The sequence below is a fragment of the Oceanobacillus profundus genome (assembly GCF_003515705.1).
Classification (GTDB): domain Bacteria; phylum Bacillota; class Bacilli; order Bacillales; family Amphibacillaceae; genus Oceanobacillus; species Oceanobacillus profundus.
This window is the reverse complement of record NZ_QWEH01000009.1, coordinates 50,565-67,904: the sequence shown is the minus strand read 5'-3', so window position 1 is coordinate 67,904 and position 17,340 is coordinate 50,565. Positions and strand designations below refer to the sequence as shown.

Below are 17,340 nucleotides of genomic sequence, written 5' to 3'. Positions count from 1 at the left end.
TTGGATGAAAAATGACTCTAATACCGACAGCCAGGATACATCCTTAGATAATAGTCTTCAACTCGCATTAATTGCTTCAGCACTTACTACGTTAGCTGATTTAATTGCCACCTTTGCAGCATTAGAAGCTATTGATGAAGCACGTATCCAAAATGAAGCAGATAAACAAGCTCAAGAATCATTAGAAGCAAGGTTTAAAACCATAGAGGATCAACTTAAAAATCTGGAAGGCGAAATACAAAGCTTAAAATCAGGCAGCTAACTATACCTATTAACCTATGAAAACAATCGTGCTTCTATTTCGAATCCATCCTCCTAGTGATTATATAGTACGAAAAACAAGGATAAATAAACCCCCATAACAGCATGAGGGCTTATTCCTTCTAAATGTTTCCTTCTAGAAATGTCGCTTACAACAATGACAGAATTTCTTCTTACATTTATGACAATCTGTCTGAAAATCACCAATGTAGTTATTTTTTGGATAACCATAATAATGGTGCTCTTCCTTCTTGTTGAACCAGTGTTGTTGACACCAATCTTCGTGCTTCCTTTTACATGGATCTTTCTTGTGGAAGTAATCGTATTGACACCAATCTTCGTGCTTCTTTTTACATGGATCGTAACAATACATAATTTATCTCTCCTTTCTCTTTCAATATACGCACTTAAGAAAAAAGGGATTAGACAAATCTAATAGTATATAACACATTTTTAGTTTTACAGTATCCATCATCAATAGATCTATTTGTTCAGGCATCAGAAACTCTATAGCACAAGGAAATTGGACTACTTTTTGATCATGTTCGTAAAAAGAAAAAAGGCAAAGGAATGAGAACCACTCAAACCTTTGCCTTCATTGACTTATATAGCGCGCCCAGAGGGATTCGAACCCCCGACAAACCTGGTACCGGAAACCAAGCGAACGTATTTCGGTAAGTTCCGACTGTGATACTGCGTACTATTGCGAATGCGTTGTCTATCTAATTGTATGGTTATGTCTATTAGTTGTTTGCGGATTCGTTAGCAAAAAAATTTGCAAGGTATTTAGAATAAAACCATTAATGCGCCATAAATAGAGACTGATACAACATTCAACCTAGCATAATTTAAACCGCATTTATTGCGGTTTTTTGTTTACATAAAAAATAACCCCTAAATGGAGTTACTCAAAATACTATGGCTTTCTATAACTAAAGCACCAGTTTGTTGAATAAAAAATTATTCAACTTCAATAACAAAATTATAAAAAGCATCGCCATTAGATACGTTTTCTTCCTGTTCATCCATCCACCATACGCCATAAGAATAGTAATAAATTCCTTCATGTAAAGGGGCTGTGAAACTATTATCTTTAACAATTACTTCAACTTCATCACTTTCACTTATCTGTAATACGTGGAACTCGTTTGGTTTCGGTTCATAGTTCATCACAAAATTTATTTTTTTTCCAGATTTTACTTTGATTGGTTCTCTCCCTTTCAAAAGTTCTTTTGGTCCAGCCGTATCGACACATATTGATTGACCATTTCCATCCCAGCAATAAGAACCCAATGTCGTTTCATATGATTTATTCCCTACTTCAACCACAGCTTCTGGAGGCTCTTCCCCTGTAATTCCATTATTCATATCTGAACAACCAAAAAGTGTAAACCCAACAATTAACCACGATGCAACTAACCATTTTTTCATTGGTTTTCCTCCACTTCTTTGTAAACACTCTAATTCATATTCAATTCTTCTGCTCTTTATTTTATAATTCCATAAAACGTGCTTTTCCTTCTTTTTGCATAGCACCCTTTACTTTAGTGAATTATTCCTATTTTTCTTCAAAGAATGTATGATTCCGTATAAATGAAAAGCAGTAATTACAATCACTGTGATCCAAATTATTGGACCACCTACAATATTGTCACTAAACAATATAAAAAATACAACTATCCAAAACCCAACCAATGATATTATTCTATTTACTACCTCAGATTTAAACATTGTATTTCTTCCCCTTTGTTAAATAATTCGATCCCTTAGCACAACAAGCGATAGGAGTTACAACTCCTTCTTTCGTTAAAGCACCAGATAGTTGATAAAGGATGAATCATTTCCCTTCTTTTAGCAATACACCTAATAGTGCAATCAGCCTCCTATTAGGTGTATTTCAGCAACGTATAAATAAAATTAATAGCCATCACTCACGCTTTTATAATATAGAACACAGGAAAGTTACTACTTATCTTTTTTATCTAGTCTAAATAATATAAATAAAAAAGATAAGACAAATATTAATGAAAACCATATTACTCGTGAGGTTGTAATCACTTCACCAAATTGTTCACCGTTGAAGTAATAGTATAAAAAATTTGCTGTGGTACTTCCACCAACTGTAATCATTGAAACTAGAACCGCAGAAACAATTGAGATAAATATCTTTTTAACAGTTATATTAATCACTACCTCTCATATAGCGTAATGACGCTTTGACATATAGCTTAATTACGAAATACTATGAGATAAGTTTCAATTTTTCTTCTTCAACTAAACTGACCCGTTACTTTATCAAGAGAAGCTAATCAAAATATTTATTTACTATGTAACCAAACTAACCTCTATCCAGTACATATTCTTTTACTAAATGAAAATACCTAACGTGGGCAACCGTATAAAAATCACTTATGATTACTGCCTCATTAAATTTAATGATTTGTTGACAACCTCCACAGTGAAGCTTACCAATTACAGTCATGCTATCCCTCCTGATTAATTTGATTCGACAAAAATATTAATTATCCTTTTTTAAAAATTAGCCCCCCTCTTTGCAACTCATTACGATTGTTACTGTGAGGAGTTTTTTAAAATGGAAAAAATAATGGAAGGTCATTTAGTTGGATTTTGGTCTGTGAATGATCTATGGAGAGATGATGATTATGATTTTACAGATGCTGGTATGAAGTTGCGGTTTAAGGATGAGTTAAGTGTTGCAGAGTGTGATCTGATTTGCGAAGAGAACTCTGGCCATGTTGTGGTTAAAAAGAAAAAGCCCTCGTAATGAGGGTTTCTGTAAAATTAGGTTACTTATTCTCTCTAATAACAGAAAGAAAATTGTCATTTACTAAGTATCGCAATATAGTCTTTCTCCTATGGAATGCTGAATCTATAAGTTGTATATGGGAATGTGCCATTACTTTAAAAAGCTCATCAATTAACTTAATGCTTTGTTGCAGCATTATATTCATCTTCGGCATTTTATTTTTTTCGCCGAAACAATCTTCGAAACTTTGAGCTAACGGCATTCTGGCAGTTATGTTACCATGTACAAAGTCACAAGCCTTTGAGTATTCACTTTCGATAACATTAAAATTAACGTTGGAAATATTTTTAGCATGAATAAACTGTTTTGTTAAATCAATTAACTCCTGTGTACTAATTGTGTTAGAAGAGTTATATCCATTAATAAATCTCAATGAATTTTCTATAATTGATCGAACATTTAAATAGTAGTAACGTATATTTTTGTTTATTAGGCATTCTATTAAATAAATGTAGTCTGATAAAAGGGCTTGAATTAAATAATTTGAAGTAGACTCCCTTAATAAATATTTTAAAAATACTATTCTTTAATAAAAAAGTTAATAGAGTTTTGTTCATTTTCACTAAGATTACTAAAGTATTTCCTATTAAAGCTTAATATTTCAGCTTTAACAGACTTTAACTCATTATATGTTGGGTCATTAATCATTTAGTATACCTTTTGTGGATAATCTGCTCATTTATATTATTTTCTACCATATCATTTCACCCTCTTCATCTCTTCATCTAACACTTTCGACGAAAAAGGACTATTTTCCTACTTTTTTTACAAAATAATATAAAATTCACCAATATTACCCATTTATCGTGGAAAAGAGTTTGATAATAAGATTATTTCAAAAGCACTTGAAACATTCGGCATCCAAAGATCACTGAGCATGAAAGGATGTCCTTATGATAACGCCGTGGCTGAAGCGATGTTTAAGGTGTTTAAAACAGAATTCGCTAACGGTGCTCATTTCTCTTCTCTTTAACAGCTCACACTTTAACTGGATGATTATGTTCACTGGTTTAACAACATACGAATTCACGGAACACTAGGCTATTTAACACCAGTGGAATTCAAGCAACAGACTTTATAATTTTTGTCCAGTTTAGTGTTGACATACCAGTTAAGTAAAAGCTAACGCTTGGGATGAGTACTCCTCTCACTCCTTTCATAATGTGTATCAAGTCCTTTTAATACATCCCATCTTCTGTCCATTCTTTCGTATGGGCCTGCTTTATCTCCATTTAAACATCTATCCATTACATCACTGGTCATCTGTTTTAGTTGCTCTGGCGTATATTCACTTACCTCATTCTTATCTCTGCTTTTAACAATGTATTTAGTTTCATCCAGCTGTCTGATATCAATATGGTGTACAGCGTACATATCTCTCTTCAAATTATTAAAATCCTCATACAACCTATCGATAACCGCGTCAGTTACATCTAAATAAACCATTCCCATTTTGAAATCATTAAACAGCTTTTGGTCGTACTTAAAAACTTTAATTGCTAATGACGTAGCAATAAATTGATTCACAGTATCCAAAATAATCACCTCAACATAAGATTATTAATCAAATTCTAAATGAATTTTAATAGTTTATCAATAAAAGCCGAATATTTGTTCTGATTTTGTGTTAAAATAAAAATAATCATTTTTTATAGAGGTGTTAATATGATAAATAATCGCGGAACTAAACAATGGACAGCCTCATGATGCCTTAACATATCGAGATGCTAAAACAGGTACAAAAGGAACTTGAATATAAAGAAAAACCTATCCTTGATGACAGAAAATTGAAGAGAATGCAATGAAACTGCAACTGGCTATACATGGTAATTTGACTGTAGAGGTTAAATATTTTAAGGGTCATGATTTTCATGAGGTAAGAGGGAAGTTATTGAGTGTAAATAATGATAGATTGATGTTTGATAATGAGGATCGTACGAGGGTTAGGTTTAGCGATGTGATGATGTGTTTGTAGAATAGTTTTAAAAGAACTTGGACTCGTATCGAACTATACAGTAGTTCATTAAACGACCAATCCGACGACGCGATACGTGTTTTGCCTTTGGTAATTTACTCAGTTCTTTCTTGATTTTTCGCGTGCCATAATTGCTTCGGCTTTCATTGAAAATCCTGGCAATCTCTTTGGAAATCTCTTTATCTTCCGTTTTAAGCACATGTTTGCCATACAAATTGGCATGATAGTAATACGTACTTTTTGGAATATGGAGGACGTCACACATTGCTGATACTGAATATTTGTGAGCATTATTTCGGATCACATCTATTTTCGTCCCATGATCAGCGCTGCTTGCTTTAAAATATCATTCTCCATCATTAAACGTTGATTTTCCTTACGCAGTCGAGCCAGTTCATTTTCCTCTTCAGAACGGTTATCTTTGGCGGCGAATGAACCTGTTTCCTTATGATTTTTAATCCAACGATCTAAAGCAGAAGGCGTAATATCATATTCCCTAGCAATGTCTGCACGAGATTTGCCATTTTCATAAAGCTTCACTAATTGCAGTTTAAATTCGGGTGTAAAAGTTCGACGTTGACGTGTCATAATAGATGCTCCCTTTAATTAATAGTCTAAGTTTACAAGCCCTTATTTTATCTGTCCAATTTAGTGTAGCCTATCCACTGAAGAATATTTTTATTCCAAAATTAAAGGACCTGTTCAAACCAACAAGTCCTTTAATTATAATTAGTTTTCCTTTGAAGAATAATGTAGAGGTGGAGGGATGAGCCAACCCTTTTCTTTAGTCAACTTTAATAATTTACCTCCAAATGCAACTTTACTCATATGAAATTGTCCAAACATCATTGCAATATCCTCACGAATAGATTGCCCTATTATTTGACTACAAGTAACTAAACTCGATGCTGTTATTGCAGATACTGAGGCTGCTACATCTGCATCCTGAAATCGTGCACCCGTAGGAATATCATTAAGCTCTACATGCGGTGGCTCAGGAGCTGCAGGTGGTAGAGCAACACCGTTTTGTTTTAATACTTCTTCAACTTGTTTTACCTCTTGTTGACATCCTTCTACAGACTCTTTAATTAATTTCTTTAAATCCTCATCTCCTACATGGTTTAAAAAAATTCGCTGGTCAAGTATCATTTTATTACCTGCTAAAACAAAGTTCCATAAACTAAATACTTCTCCGTAATGCATTGGCTCGTCTTGTGGATTTCCACTTAATATGCCCATTGATATCCTCCTTAGTAAATTCACTTATGTGCCACCTTTCTTTTACGCACACTAATTCTGTTGTATTATGTGTAATTTTTACAAAATAATACTGAATAAGGAGACTATAGCAAACGCCGCATGAAGAAAAACATAGTATAAATTAAATTTTACAGTAAATAATACTTAACGCGAAGGCTTTAAAGCCGTCCTAACCCTTAAATGCCCCCACAATCGTGAGGGCTTTTTTCTTATAAAAGTTCTTATTAGTAATATCTGTTACAACAATGACAGAATTTCTTCTTACAATTATTAAAGTGGTGGTGGCAATGACACCAATCATCGTGCTTCTTTTTACATGGATCAAAACAGTCATGCTTCTTTTTACATGGATCAAAAAAGTCATGCTTCTCTTTACATGGATCAAAAAAGTCATGCTTCTTTTTACATGGATCAAAACAGACATACTTCTTTTTACATGGATCAAAACAGACATACTTCTTTTTACATGGATCAAAAAAGCTCATAACTTCCACCTCCTTCATTATAAATTATGCAACTAAGAATTAAAGGGGGTGGACAAAGTTAATAGTAGAAAACACATTTTTACAATTACAAGAAATACTATTTTTTGTTAGAAAAATAATAGACTAATTTACTTAACTCTTAGTCTCTGACCTGGCTGGATTACGTCACTAGTCAGCCCATTCAAACTCTTTATGGCATTAACAGTAGTATTATACTGCTGTGCAATACCCCACAACGTCTCACCAGACTTCACAGTATGGTAAACTGCTCCGCCACCACTGACAATTAAAACTTGTCCAGGGTAAATATCGTCACCAGTTAATCCATTTAGATTTTTAAGCTGCTGCACAGTTAATCCATATGCTTGAGCAATGCTCCATAGCGTGTCACCAGATTTAACGGTGTACGTATTGCCTCCACCGCCAGATTTTCGACTTAGACCTAGTGCTTGCGCTATACCATTCGCGTGTCCTAAAGCAATGCGATCTAAATATGCATTAGATTTAAGTTTATTTGCGTCGGCCACAGTATCAATAAATCCATTTTCCGTTAGTACGGCTGGCATGTTCGATTCACGTAAAACATGGAAGTTAGCACGTTTTTTACCGCGATTTCTAAAATCGACTTGCTTCATAATTTCAGCGTGTAATTTATCACGATATGTCACTGTATTACTGGATACACTACCATTATAAATAAAGTCCTCGTATCCAGTACCGCCCCCAGCGTTAATATGAATTGATACGAAATAGTCAGCACCCCAACTGTTAGCACCGTTAGTACGTTGGGCGAGGCTTCTGGTGACATCAGTAGTACGACTCATACGAATTGTATGACCTTCAAAATCTCTATTAAGAATGTCCCGAGTTTTCAATGCAAGAGTTAATGTTACGTTTTTCTCTTGCAACCCATTACCAATTGCACCTGGATCTGTTCCACCATGACCTGGATCTAAATAAATTTTTGACATAATAAATTCCTCCTAATATTTTTGTATTAAAAAAGTGGCTTGCTCAGACCGTTTAACATTGCACGAGATTGCTGAAACATACTGTATACCTAAAGAAGTCAGTCATTTAAAATAATTTTAATATCACTATGGGTAAAATGATTCAAGAACTGACATTCGTTTATATATTAAAGAAAGGTGATGAAGAATTAAATTGAAAAAATATCTATTTTTTGCATTTATAACTTTAATATTATTCTTGGCAGCATGTAATGAAAGTGATACCCCAACTGTTGAAGAAACAGAAGGTAATAGAAGTTCAGCTGAAAAACAAGCCGAATGGAAGGAAGAACAAGACAGCGAACAGGAACCACAAGAAATAGAGGATGGCTTCTGGGAATTTGAAACTAATGTCGGTAAATTTTATATGCTTGGTATGTACCTGAATGATGAGATTAATGAAGAAACCGGTATGTACGAAGTAGACTTCGACGGTTTTAGGGTTGATCTTGCTATTGCACTAGTAGATATCGATGTGAATGAAGAATATCAATATATGTATGATGAGCAAGAAAGCATCCGAGCCATTCAGATAACAACAGATGTTGAGAATACTAATGACTTCGATGTTAGTTACAACGGTAATATAATAGTGATTACTAGTGATGGTGAACAATTAAATAGTGATTCCGGTATCCTATCCGAAAATCCAGTTGTTCAAAAGTATTACGGAAAAGTAAAAGAGACAGGAGCGTTCACCATCGTAATGGAGGAAGACGAGTCTGTACCTGAAAGCATCGAATTAATTATGGACGGACCTTATAAGGTAGAAGACGGCGCTGTTGATCCTATTAATGGAGCAATGGGAGAAGAACAACGTTTAGAATTTGAATTTATATCTAAAGAAGGACTGGAAGAATAAAACTTAAAATTGATGGTGTACAAACTTATGTACACCATCTCTTACAAAATAAAACAGAACAGAACATACATTCCATAAAGCCATCATGTGGAATCATTTATGGATGAAATTAACGACAAGAAACTTTCGCAACGAAGCAAGAAGCATATCTATAGGATATTATCTAGCGCCCTTTCAAAAGGAAAGCGATACGGTATTAAAGAAGATATTATGGAGGACATTGAAGCACCAAAAGTCGGTAAGCAAGAAATTGAATATTGGACAAATCATGAAGTTGAATTATTTATGCAGAATTTAAATAGTAAGAATCACGCATTACCCATACTCTTATCATTAGCAACAGGTATGCGCCGTGGTGAGGTTCTTGGTCTAAGATGGTCTAAAATCGACTTTGATAATAAAGTAATATCTGTAACCCATCAGTTGAAAAAGGATAATGAAGGAATTTGGGAACTATCACCCCAATTAAAAACATCATCTAGCTACCGCACAATGGACATTGATGACGAGACAATAAAGATACTCGAAACCATAAACGACAACAGGATAAAGATAAATTGAAATGTGGTCCAGATTATGAGGAAATGGACTTGGTATGTGCTACGTCAACCGGAGGTTTTATTAAACCAACATATCTTAGGACTGTTTTTAATCGTATCATCGAAAGAAGTAAAATTAAAAAAATTAGCTTTCACGGATTAAGACACACGCATGCTACCCTTTTATTGCAAGCTGGGGTGCATCCAAAAGTAGTGCAGGAAAGATTAGGACACAGATCCATACAGACAACATTGGATATTTATTCACATATCATTCCTGGCATACAAGAAATTGCAGCAACAAGTATCCAACGATCACTTTATGGAAAGAAAGAAAAGAAACCAGAAAATGTTGTTTCAATGACTAAAAAATAGAGATGAAAATATATTTCGAGACTCGAAGGTTTGCAATTGGTTTGCAAAAGGTATTTTTAAAAGAAAAAAGACAAGGGAAGAATATCACTCTAACCCTTGTCATCATTGACTTTACCAAGCGCGCCCAGAGGGATTCGAACCCCCGACAAACCTGGTACCGGAAACCAGTGCTCTATCCAACTGAGCTATGGGCGCATAGATTTTATAAATTTGACACATATTCTATTATAACCGGATTTTGATAGGGAAACAAGCCTTTTTTACAAATGAATGCTTACAAAGATACTTTCTACCTTGATTAAATAGAAAGCAAGTTATCGAAAATCGATAACCCGCTTTCAGGATAACCTTATTCTAACCCTTTAGTCCATTCAGCTACTTTATCTGGATTTGCTTCCACCCATTCAGCTGCTGCATCTTCTGGACTTGTACCTTCCTGAATTGCTACCATTACTTCTTCCATATCTTCTAATTCCCAGTAGAAATTATCGAGAACTTGATAGGCTTCCGGAAGATCTTCTTCTAACCCTTCACGTACCATTGTTTTCAAAACTTCCGCTTCTCCAAATGTACCTTCAGGGTCTTCTAAATATTTTAAATCATACGTTTGGAATTTCCAGTGCGGGGACCAGCCCGTAACAATAATCTCTTCTTCATTATTGTAAGCCTCACCTAAAGCCGTTGCCATCGCACCACCAGAAGAAGTTTGGACTTCCCAGCCATCAAGATTATCATAGTCTTCTACTGCTTGCTCTGCAGCAGCAACAACTCCAGCACCAGCATCGATACCTGTAATTGTCATACCTGCTTCATCTGTTAAATCTGCAATGGAATCAACATCCATATAAGATGGCACAACTAAACCAATTGCCGCTCCTTCAAGGTTTTCACCAAGATCAACAACTTGGTCGCCATACGTCTCAAATTGAGCAGAATGAGTACCTGGCATCCATGCTGAAACCATTCCATCTGCTTCACCGCTTGCAACAGCTTCCCACATTACTGCATTATCAAGTGGGGTTAAGCTAACGTCATATCCTAAATCCTCTAACACTTTACCAACAACATGCGTAGAAGCTATTTCTGTATCCCACTCTACGTATGCTAACTCAATCGCGTCCCCATCAACAATAGCATCCTCCGAACCATTACCAGACTCATCAGATCCACCACATGCAGCAAGTAACGCTAATAAAAGTACAGCAACTAGACTTAATAATTTCTTGTTACGTTTTAACATCGCTATTGATCTCCCCTTTTTTAAAATTTATATATGGAAACTTTTCACATTGAAAAGATGCCAACATGTATTAATCTTTTTTCTTATTCATATTTTGTGTAATTCGATCAATAATAATCGCTAAAATTACAATACCGATACCAGCAACAAATCCCGGTCCGACTTGCGCACGTTGTAAGGAGGAAAGAACCTCTCTTCCTAATCCTGGTGCTCCAATCATCGATGCAATAACAACCATCGATAAAGCAAGCATAACAGTCTGGTTAATCCCTGCCATAATTGTCGCTTTTGCCATAGGCAGTTCCACTTTAAACAATTTTTGCGCTCCAGTACTGCCAAATGCATCCGCAGCTTCCACTAAATCTTTCGAAACTTGACGAATACCTAGGTTTGTAAATCTCACCGTAGGAGGAGTTGCAAATATTAAAGATGCAAACACACCTGGTACCATTCCAATACCGAAAAATGCAACGGCTGGAATTAAATAAACAAATGCTGGCATAGTTTGCATGAAATCTAATATCGGTGTAAAAATTGCATTTGCCGTTTTACTTTTTGACATAAGAATACCGATTGGGACACCGATAATAACAGATAAAATACTAGCCAATAACACAAGTGTCACAGTGTTCATCAGGTTATCCCAATGTCCTTGATTATAAATCAACCAAAGACCAACAATAGAGAAGACAGCTAACCCAAACTTCTTACCAGAAATAAAGAATGCTAGAATAGCAATTACGATAATAAATATTATCGGCGGAATATTCATTAGCACGTCTTCTGACATGAATTCCATAAAGGTTCCAAAATGTTCCTTGATTGGATTAAATAAAAATGAAAATTTATCCGTTATAAAGTCCGTTACGGCAGTTGCTGCATCTGATAACGGTATTTCTGGTATAAAATCTAATGCATTATTAAGCATTTAAGTTCACCTCACTATCGCTTGCTAGTGCGGCTATTACAGCTCCGCGCACAATGATTCCTTCTAACTTCTCATCTTTCATGACTGCTACTGGTGTTTGAGAGTCATAAATGATATTGAAGATATCCTGCATCGCTGTGTCACGATTTACTTTCGGTATATCTGTTCGAATTATTTCTTTTAAATCCTTAATATCTTTTTTGCGGGCTTCTGAAGCATCTTCAGCTGTAACATAACCTTTTAAATTCCGTTTGCTGTCGATGACTAAAATACTTGATATTCCTTCTTCACGCATCCGCTCTAGTGCAACTCTAGGACCATGCTTTTCAATATTTACTGTTTCAGGACGCTTCATAATATGCTGTGCAGTCAAGATTTTAGAGATATCTACGTCTTCAACGAATTTTTCAACATAATCGTTAGCAGGGCTTACTAGTATTTCTTCAGGTGTACCAATCTGAACGATAACACCATCCTTCATTAAAGCAATCCGATCGCCAAGACGAAGCGCTTCATCTAGATCATGGGTAATAAAAATAATTGTCTTTTGCATCGTAGACTGTAAATCTATCAATTCATCCTGCATTTCTTTACGAATAAGTGGATCCAATGCAGAGAATGCTTCATCCATTAACAATACCTTCGGATCGTTAGCAAGTGCCCTTGCAAGACCAACCCGCTGCTGCATTCCGCCTGATAATTGACTAGGCTTTTGATGGATATAGTCTCCCAATCCAACCAATTCCAAAGCTTTTTTTGCTCTTTCTTCCCTTTCTTCTTTCGGCACATTTTGAATTTCAAGCCCATACTCCGTATTTTTCAAAATGGTTCGATGCGGAAATAGAGCAAACTGTTGGAAAACCATACTTAGCTTCTCTCTACGAACCCGGCGTAACGAAGACTTATCCATTTTCGATAAGTCTTCTCCATCAATTAAAATATTACCTTCAGTAGGTTCAATTAATCGGTTAAGCAAGCGAACTAAAGTAGATTTACCACTTCCGGATAATCCCATAATGACAAAAATTTCACCGGCCTCAACAGAAAACGAAGCCCGGTTTACCCCAACGGTACTTCCTGTTTCCTTTAAAATCTCTTCCTTTGTTAAACCTTCATCCAATAATTTTAATGCCTGTTTTTTGTTTTTACCAAAAACCTTCGATAAGTTTTTCGCCTCAATTACTGGCATGCCTCTCACCTCTCTTTTAGTCTTGCAGTGTGTACGAATGACATATGTTAATAGTCTTACTACTTTTCTACCAGACATAAGCCATTAGAAAATTGGCTAGACGCCAAAGCTTTCACTACGTAAAGTGTGCAATATCTTATTGAATTTCTAAAACATTATTTGTAATTCAAAAGAAAAATTTCTCAATAAAAGCAAAGCCACTTATACCCGAACAGCAATTAGTCACTTTACAACTATAAACCTTTCCGATTTTAACTACAAACTTTAAATTCGGTTGTTTTTGTATGTTTTATACGTACAGTTTAAATTGCACGAACTTCACCTCTGTTATTCGCTTATTTCCGTTTATTTGCTCCAAAATACTGCTTAACAGCATATTTTTAATACCTACCATTTTCATGTATGCTTTTATTGGGACAGTATAGGAGGATGCTATGGGCAAGCTTCAAACGAACGATATAATAGTGAATATCATGATTGAATTCTCAAAGACAATTGAATTGTTTGGACTAACAACTGTAGAAGCACGATTGTTTGCATATCTTTATTTATCAGAAGAGGATCTAACATTAGATGAGATGGCAGACGCATTAGGAAAAAGCAAAACATCTATTAGCACGAACATTCGAAGTCTGGCTGAATTAAACCTTGTTACACGCGTGTGGAAAAAAGGGGTAAGAAAAGATTTATATCAAGCAAATTCCCAACTTTTTAAAACATTTATGACTTCCTTTCAGAGGAAATGGATTGACATAGCACGTCGTCAAAAAATCTCCTTAGAGGAAATAAACAACCACTATAAAGATAAAAGCAGCAACGAGTTAACTTTAGAAGAGCAAACAATCCTAACAGAGCGATTGAATGAAATCATCATCTTTCATGCGCAGATCGAAACACTTTTTAAGAACATGAAACCAAATTAAGCAGCTGCAATTCCATTAGTTAGCTAGTTGTTATCCGTGATATAATAAGAGCCAAGTAAGAAATGAAGGTATAATTACTTACTTGGCTCTAATTCATATAGTCTTCCGCACATTGATGCTTAACTCAAGAAAAAGGTTTATAATGCAAAAATAAGGGAATCATGGAGTATAGATTTTTTAACAAATATATTTCTTTTTGTTTGACCTTTATTGACCATTAAGCTATTATGAAATTATATCCATAAAATGTACAATCAAATGGGTGTACGAAGTTACAGACTAAAGGAGGATTTAAAATGAATTTAGTACCTACAGTTATTGAACAAACCAACCGTGGAGAGCGCGCATATGATATTTACTCACGTTTACTTAAAGACCGCATTATTTTACTAGGCAGTGGAATCGATGACAATGTGGCCAACTCAATCGTAGCCCAATTGCTTTTCCTAGAAGCTGAAGATCCAGACAAAGATATTTCATTATACATCAACTCACCGGGTGGATCCATTACAGCTGGAATGGCTATTTACGATACAATGAATTTCATCAAGCCAGATGTATCTACAATTTGTATCGGTATGGCGGCATCAATGGGTGCATTCTTACTTACCGCCGGTGAAAAAGGAAAACGCTATGCATTACCAAATAGTGAAATTATGATTCACCAACCTTTAGGTGGAACTCAAGGGCAAGCAACAGATATTGAAATTCATGCGAAGCGTATTATTGAAATTAAGCGCAGAATGAACGAAATTATGGCTGAAAAAACTGGTCAACCACTAGAAGTTATCGAACGTGATACAGAACGTGATAACTTTATGACTGCTCAGGCATCCGTAGAATATGGTTTGATTGACAAAATTTTAGAGCGTAAAGAAGAAAAATAAACCCATCAATAACTCGAGCCTGCAGGAACATTATAATGTTCCTGCAGGCTCTTTACATAGCTTTTATAAAAACGTTATATCAAAAAACGTAATTTTAGACAGAGATGCATCACCTAATGAGTCAAATTTCCTCTTAAGGCTTTGCAACAAACGAAACAAGGTGATCAACGGCCATCTCTTCATCAGCCCCATCACCAATTAATACAATATCTTCACCCTTTGTAATCGCGAGACTCATCAACCCCATAATACTTTTGGCATTTACTTTCTTACCATCTTTCTCCAGAAATATATTTGCAGAATAGCGATTCGCTTCCTGTACAAATTGCGCTGCAGGTCTAGCCTGTAACCCTGTCTCTAATTCAACCTTAACCGACCTTTCAATCAAATCATCCATCCTCCTCATTTTTAGAAAACGCTATCATCTACATACACTACTGAAATTCTCTTTGATTTAGAAGCAGATAGGAAGGCTTTCATCTTTTCTATCTGCCTCTAAAGATTTTACTTTAATTAAACGGTAATCCTTTGAATTATCAGTATTATAACATGAATAGCAAAACGAATGTAGTAATTTACTTACTAATTCTTTAACATCGTTTCCCCACGCCGTATTTTGTCTGCGAAATCATCAATTTTTTTCAACCGGTGATTCACTCCAGATTTGGAGATTTTACCACTTGTTACCAATTCCCCTAACTCCTTTAAGGAAACATCCTCATGCTGTACACGAAGCTTGGCAATTTCCTGCAATTTTTCAGGCAGTTGATCTAAACCAACTGTTTTCTCGATTAGTTTTATATTTTCAATCTGCCTAAATGCTGCTCCTATGGTTTTATTTAAGTTTGCTGTTTCACAATTCACTAATCGATTGACAGAGTTCCGCATATCTCTTACGATTCGGACATCCTCAAATTTAAAAAGTGCATTATGCGCTCCAATGATGCTTAAAAACTCTGTTATTTTCTCAGCTTCCTTAATATATACAATATATCCATTCTTTCTTTCTAATGTGCGAGCACGTAAATCAAAAGCATTCAATAATTCACATAATGCATCATTATGCTCTTGATAGAAGTTAGAGATTTCAAGATGATAGGATGAGGTTTCTGGATTGTTAATCGAGCCACCTGCAAGAAATGCACCACGCAAATAAGATCTTCGACAGCATTCGCTTTCCAAATATTTCTTTGAAATTGTACGTACGACCTTATAAGGTTCATGGATAATATCTAAGTCTTCCAAAAAAGGTTCGACATCATTTTTCATTCGTACGATGTATACATTATTTTTTTTCAATTTCATTTTTTTACGAACCAGCAGTTCAACTGGCAGTGAGTAATTCTGCTTAATTAAAGTATATATTCTCCTTGCAATAGCTGCATTCTCTGTTTGTACATCAAGTGAATAACCATACCTTGATAATGAAACCGCTCCATTCATTCGAATTAAAGCCGCTAGCTCTGCAACTTGGCAACATTCTTCAACTTCTATCGTTGTCAATTCCTTTTTAATTTCCGAAGCAAAGGACATGATAGCCCCCCTTACCATTCCTCATATATATGAGTTATTCTTTTTGTAGTGGTGTTGTTCAAAAAGCACGGTTCTCCTTTTTGAACAAGTACTTATAAGATTGAATATAATAGCTTTGCAATTTTCGTATTATCATGCCTCACAGTAGCTTGTGAATGATCAATGATATCTCCTTCAATAATTTCAAGTCCCATATCGATCAATCGTTCCGTGTCATAAATAACTGGTACTGCATTTTCTTCTGCATAAACTGCCTGAATCGACTTTTCAATTGGTTCATTATGTACGACTATTGCATCAATACACCCTTCTCCAATATGATCGGTAATTGCTCGCACATGATCAGAAGCAGCATATCCAGTTGTTTCACCGAATTGAGTCATGACATTACAAACATATACAACTTTTGCTTTCGTAGTCTTGAGAGATTCTTTTACCTGGGGAATGATCAAGTTAGGCATAATACTTGTATATAGACTCCCTGGTGAGATGACGACTAAATCCGCCGCGTCAATCGCTCTAACTGCATTCGGGAGTGGCTTAATTGGTTGTGGGCTTAAAAAAACACGTTTGATTCGTTTATTCAAAAGCGGAATATTTGATTCCCCAGAGACTATTGTTCCATCCACCATTTCTGCATGTAATGACATGTTGTCATTAGATATTGGATAAATCTTTCCTTTCACATTTAAAACGCGTGATATTTCTTTTATCCCTGTATTAAAATTACCTGTCACAGATGTCATTGCTGCAAGCAGAAGATTGCCTAATGAATGACCAGACAGACCATTCCCCTCTGCGAATCGATGTTGAAATAGTTCGAGAAGCATTGGTTCTGCGTCTGATAATGCGGCAATTACATTTCGAATATCACCTGGTGCTGGCATTGCCATTTCATTTCTTAACCGGCCACTACTGCCCCCATCATCAGCAACTGTTACGAGTGCAGTAAGCTCTATTGGCAAATCTTTTAGTCCTCTTAACAATACTGGCATGCCTGTTCCACCACCAATAGCAACAACTCGAGGGAATTTTTGATTATTCAT

At 35.4% G+C, this 17,340-nt stretch carries 18 protein-coding genes, 1 tRNA gene and 2 pseudogenes; 8 read left to right on the top strand and 13 right to left on the bottom strand.

All coding sequences use genetic code 11. The features are described from left to right. Positions 1-4 precede the first annotated feature (4 nt). A complete protein-coding gene (locus D1B32_RS13790; RefSeq protein ID WP_118889681.1) occupies positions 5-262 on the top strand; it encodes a hypothetical protein in 258 nt (85 codons plus the stop codon). A gap of 959 nt (positions 263-1,221) precedes the next feature. On the opposite strand, the gene D1B32_RS13780 is transcribed toward D1B32_RS13790, so the two are convergent. Continuing rightward, the gene (locus D1B32_RS13780; RefSeq protein WP_118889680.1) at positions 1,222-1,692 is read right to left on the bottom strand and encodes a hypothetical protein; all 471 of its coding nucleotides are present in this window, start codon (positions 1,690-1,692) and stop codon (positions 1,222-1,224) included. A 907-nt stretch (positions 1,693-2,599) separates the two neighbouring features. Beyond that, positions 2,600-2,743, bottom strand: coding sequence for a hypothetical protein (locus D1B32_RS23820; protein ID WP_158586271.1), 144 nt, complete (start codon positions 2,741-2,743; stop codon positions 2,600-2,602). 111 nt (positions 2,744-2,854) lie between these two features. Here D1B32_RS23820 and D1B32_RS13770 point away from each other — a divergent pair, with 111 nt between their 5' ends. Together D1B32_RS13770 and D1B32_RS24275 are read left to right on the top strand one after the other, a co-directional pair. After that, positions 2,855-3,046, top strand: a complete 192-nt coding sequence (locus tag D1B32_RS13770) for a hypothetical protein (protein ID WP_118889678.1) — start codon at positions 2,855-2,857, stop codon at positions 3,044-3,046. An 832-nt stretch (positions 3,047-3,878) separates the two neighbouring features. Beyond that, positions 3,879-4,169 (top strand): annotated as a pseudogene (locus D1B32_RS24275) (IS3 family transposase); the annotation flags it as partial. Positions 4,170-4,210: 41 nt separating this feature from the next. Here the strand turns inward: D1B32_RS24275 and D1B32_RS13755 are convergent. The 4 genes and pseudogenes from D1B32_RS13755 to D1B32_RS13730 form a co-directional block, all read right to left on the bottom strand. Then, positions 4,211-4,615 (bottom strand): YhjD family protein, encoded by a 405-nt coding sequence (locus D1B32_RS13755; protein WP_476703865.1) that lies wholly within the window; start codon positions 4,613-4,615, stop codon positions 4,211-4,213. 494 nt (positions 4,616-5,109) lie between these two features. Continuing rightward, a pseudogene (locus D1B32_RS24270) lies at positions 5,110-5,654 on the bottom strand (transposase); the annotation flags it as partial. 138 nt (positions 5,655-5,792) lie between these two features. Beyond that, on the bottom strand, positions 5,793-6,302 hold the full coding sequence (locus tag D1B32_RS13740; protein WP_095311229.1) for a DUF3231 family protein: 510 nt from the start codon (positions 6,300-6,302) through the stop codon (positions 5,793-5,795). A 634-nt stretch (positions 6,303-6,936) separates the two neighbouring features. Further along, positions 6,937-7,779, bottom strand: a complete 843-nt coding sequence (locus tag D1B32_RS13730; RefSeq protein WP_095311225.1) for an N-acetylmuramoyl-L-alanine amidase — start codon at positions 7,777-7,779, stop codon at positions 6,937-6,939. 193 nt (positions 7,780-7,972) lie between these two features. On the opposite strand from D1B32_RS13730, the gene D1B32_RS13725 reads away from it, so the two are divergent. From D1B32_RS13725 to D1B32_RS13715, 3 genes are all read left to right on the top strand, one after another. Next, a complete protein-coding gene (locus D1B32_RS13725; protein WP_095311223.1) occupies positions 7,973-8,680 on the top strand; it encodes a hypothetical protein in 708 nt (235 codons plus the stop codon). Positions 8,681-8,779: 99 nt separating this feature from the next. Beyond that, positions 8,780-9,241 (top strand): site-specific integrase, encoded by a 462-nt coding sequence (locus tag D1B32_RS13720; protein WP_095311221.1) that lies wholly within the window; start codon positions 8,780-8,782, stop codon positions 9,239-9,241. Next, positions 9,238-9,594 carry a site-specific integrase gene (locus D1B32_RS13715; RefSeq protein WP_095311219.1) on the top strand — a complete coding sequence of 119 codons (357 nt, stop codon included), beginning with the start codon at positions 9,238-9,240 and terminating at the stop codon, positions 9,592-9,594. Before D1B32_RS13720 ends, D1B32_RS13715 begins: the two co-directional genes overlap by 4 nt. Before the next feature lie 119 nt (positions 9,595-9,713). Here the strand turns inward: D1B32_RS13715 and D1B32_RS13710 are convergent. The 4 genes from D1B32_RS13710 to D1B32_RS13695 all read right to left on the bottom strand — a co-directional run bounded on the left by D1B32_RS13710 (position 9,714) and on the right by D1B32_RS13695 (position 12,951). Beyond that, positions 9,714-9,789 (bottom strand) — tRNA-Arg (locus D1B32_RS13710). Between the two features lie 154 nt (positions 9,790-9,943). Next, entirely contained in the window at positions 9,944-10,834 is an 891-nt protein-coding gene (locus tag D1B32_RS13705; protein ID WP_095311217.1) for a glycine betaine ABC transporter substrate-binding protein, read from the bottom strand. Between the two features lie 70 nt (positions 10,835-10,904). Then, the gene (locus D1B32_RS13700; RefSeq protein ID WP_095311215.1) at positions 10,905-11,762 is read right to left on the bottom strand and encodes an ABC transporter permease; all 858 of its coding nucleotides are present in this window, start codon (positions 11,760-11,762) and stop codon (positions 10,905-10,907) included. Next, the gene (locus tag D1B32_RS13695; RefSeq protein ID WP_095311213.1) at positions 11,755-12,951 is read right to left on the bottom strand and encodes a quaternary amine ABC transporter ATP-binding protein; all 1,197 of its coding nucleotides are present in this window, start codon (positions 12,949-12,951) and stop codon (positions 11,755-11,757) included. The genes D1B32_RS13700 and D1B32_RS13695 overlap by 8 nt, the downstream gene beginning before the upstream one ends. Positions 12,952-13,385: 434 nt before the next feature. Between D1B32_RS13695 and D1B32_RS13690 the strand changes: the two genes are divergently transcribed. Together D1B32_RS13690 and clpP are read left to right on the top strand one after the other, a co-directional pair. Continuing rightward, positions 13,386-13,874, top strand: a complete 489-nt coding sequence (locus D1B32_RS13690) for a GbsR/MarR family transcriptional regulator (RefSeq protein ID WP_118889675.1) — start codon at positions 13,386-13,388, stop codon at positions 13,872-13,874. 296 nt (positions 13,875-14,170) lie between these two features. Continuing rightward, the gene (gene clpP, locus D1B32_RS13685) at positions 14,171-14,761 is read left to right on the top strand and encodes an ATP-dependent Clp endopeptidase proteolytic subunit ClpP (protein WP_095311210.1); all 591 of its coding nucleotides are present in this window, start codon (positions 14,171-14,173) and stop codon (positions 14,759-14,761) included. Between the two features lie 133 nt (positions 14,762-14,894). On the opposite strand, the gene D1B32_RS13680 is transcribed toward clpP, so the two are convergent. From D1B32_RS13680 to D1B32_RS13670, 3 genes are all read right to left on the bottom strand, one after another. Next, positions 14,895-15,149, bottom strand: coding sequence for an HPr family phosphocarrier protein (locus D1B32_RS13680; protein ID WP_095311468.1), 255 nt, complete (start codon positions 15,147-15,149; stop codon positions 14,895-14,897). Between the two features lie 194 nt (positions 15,150-15,343). Beyond that, the gene (gene whiA / locus D1B32_RS13675) at positions 15,344-16,294 is read right to left on the bottom strand and encodes a DNA-binding protein WhiA (protein ID WP_095311209.1); all 951 of its coding nucleotides are present in this window, start codon (positions 16,292-16,294) and stop codon (positions 15,344-15,346) included. A gap of 92 nt (positions 16,295-16,386) precedes the next feature. Further along, positions 16,387-17,340 carry a gluconeogenesis morphogenetic factor MgfK gene (locus tag D1B32_RS13670; RefSeq protein WP_095311207.1) on the bottom strand — a complete coding sequence of 318 codons (954 nt, stop codon included), beginning with the start codon at positions 17,338-17,340 and terminating at the stop codon, positions 16,387-16,389.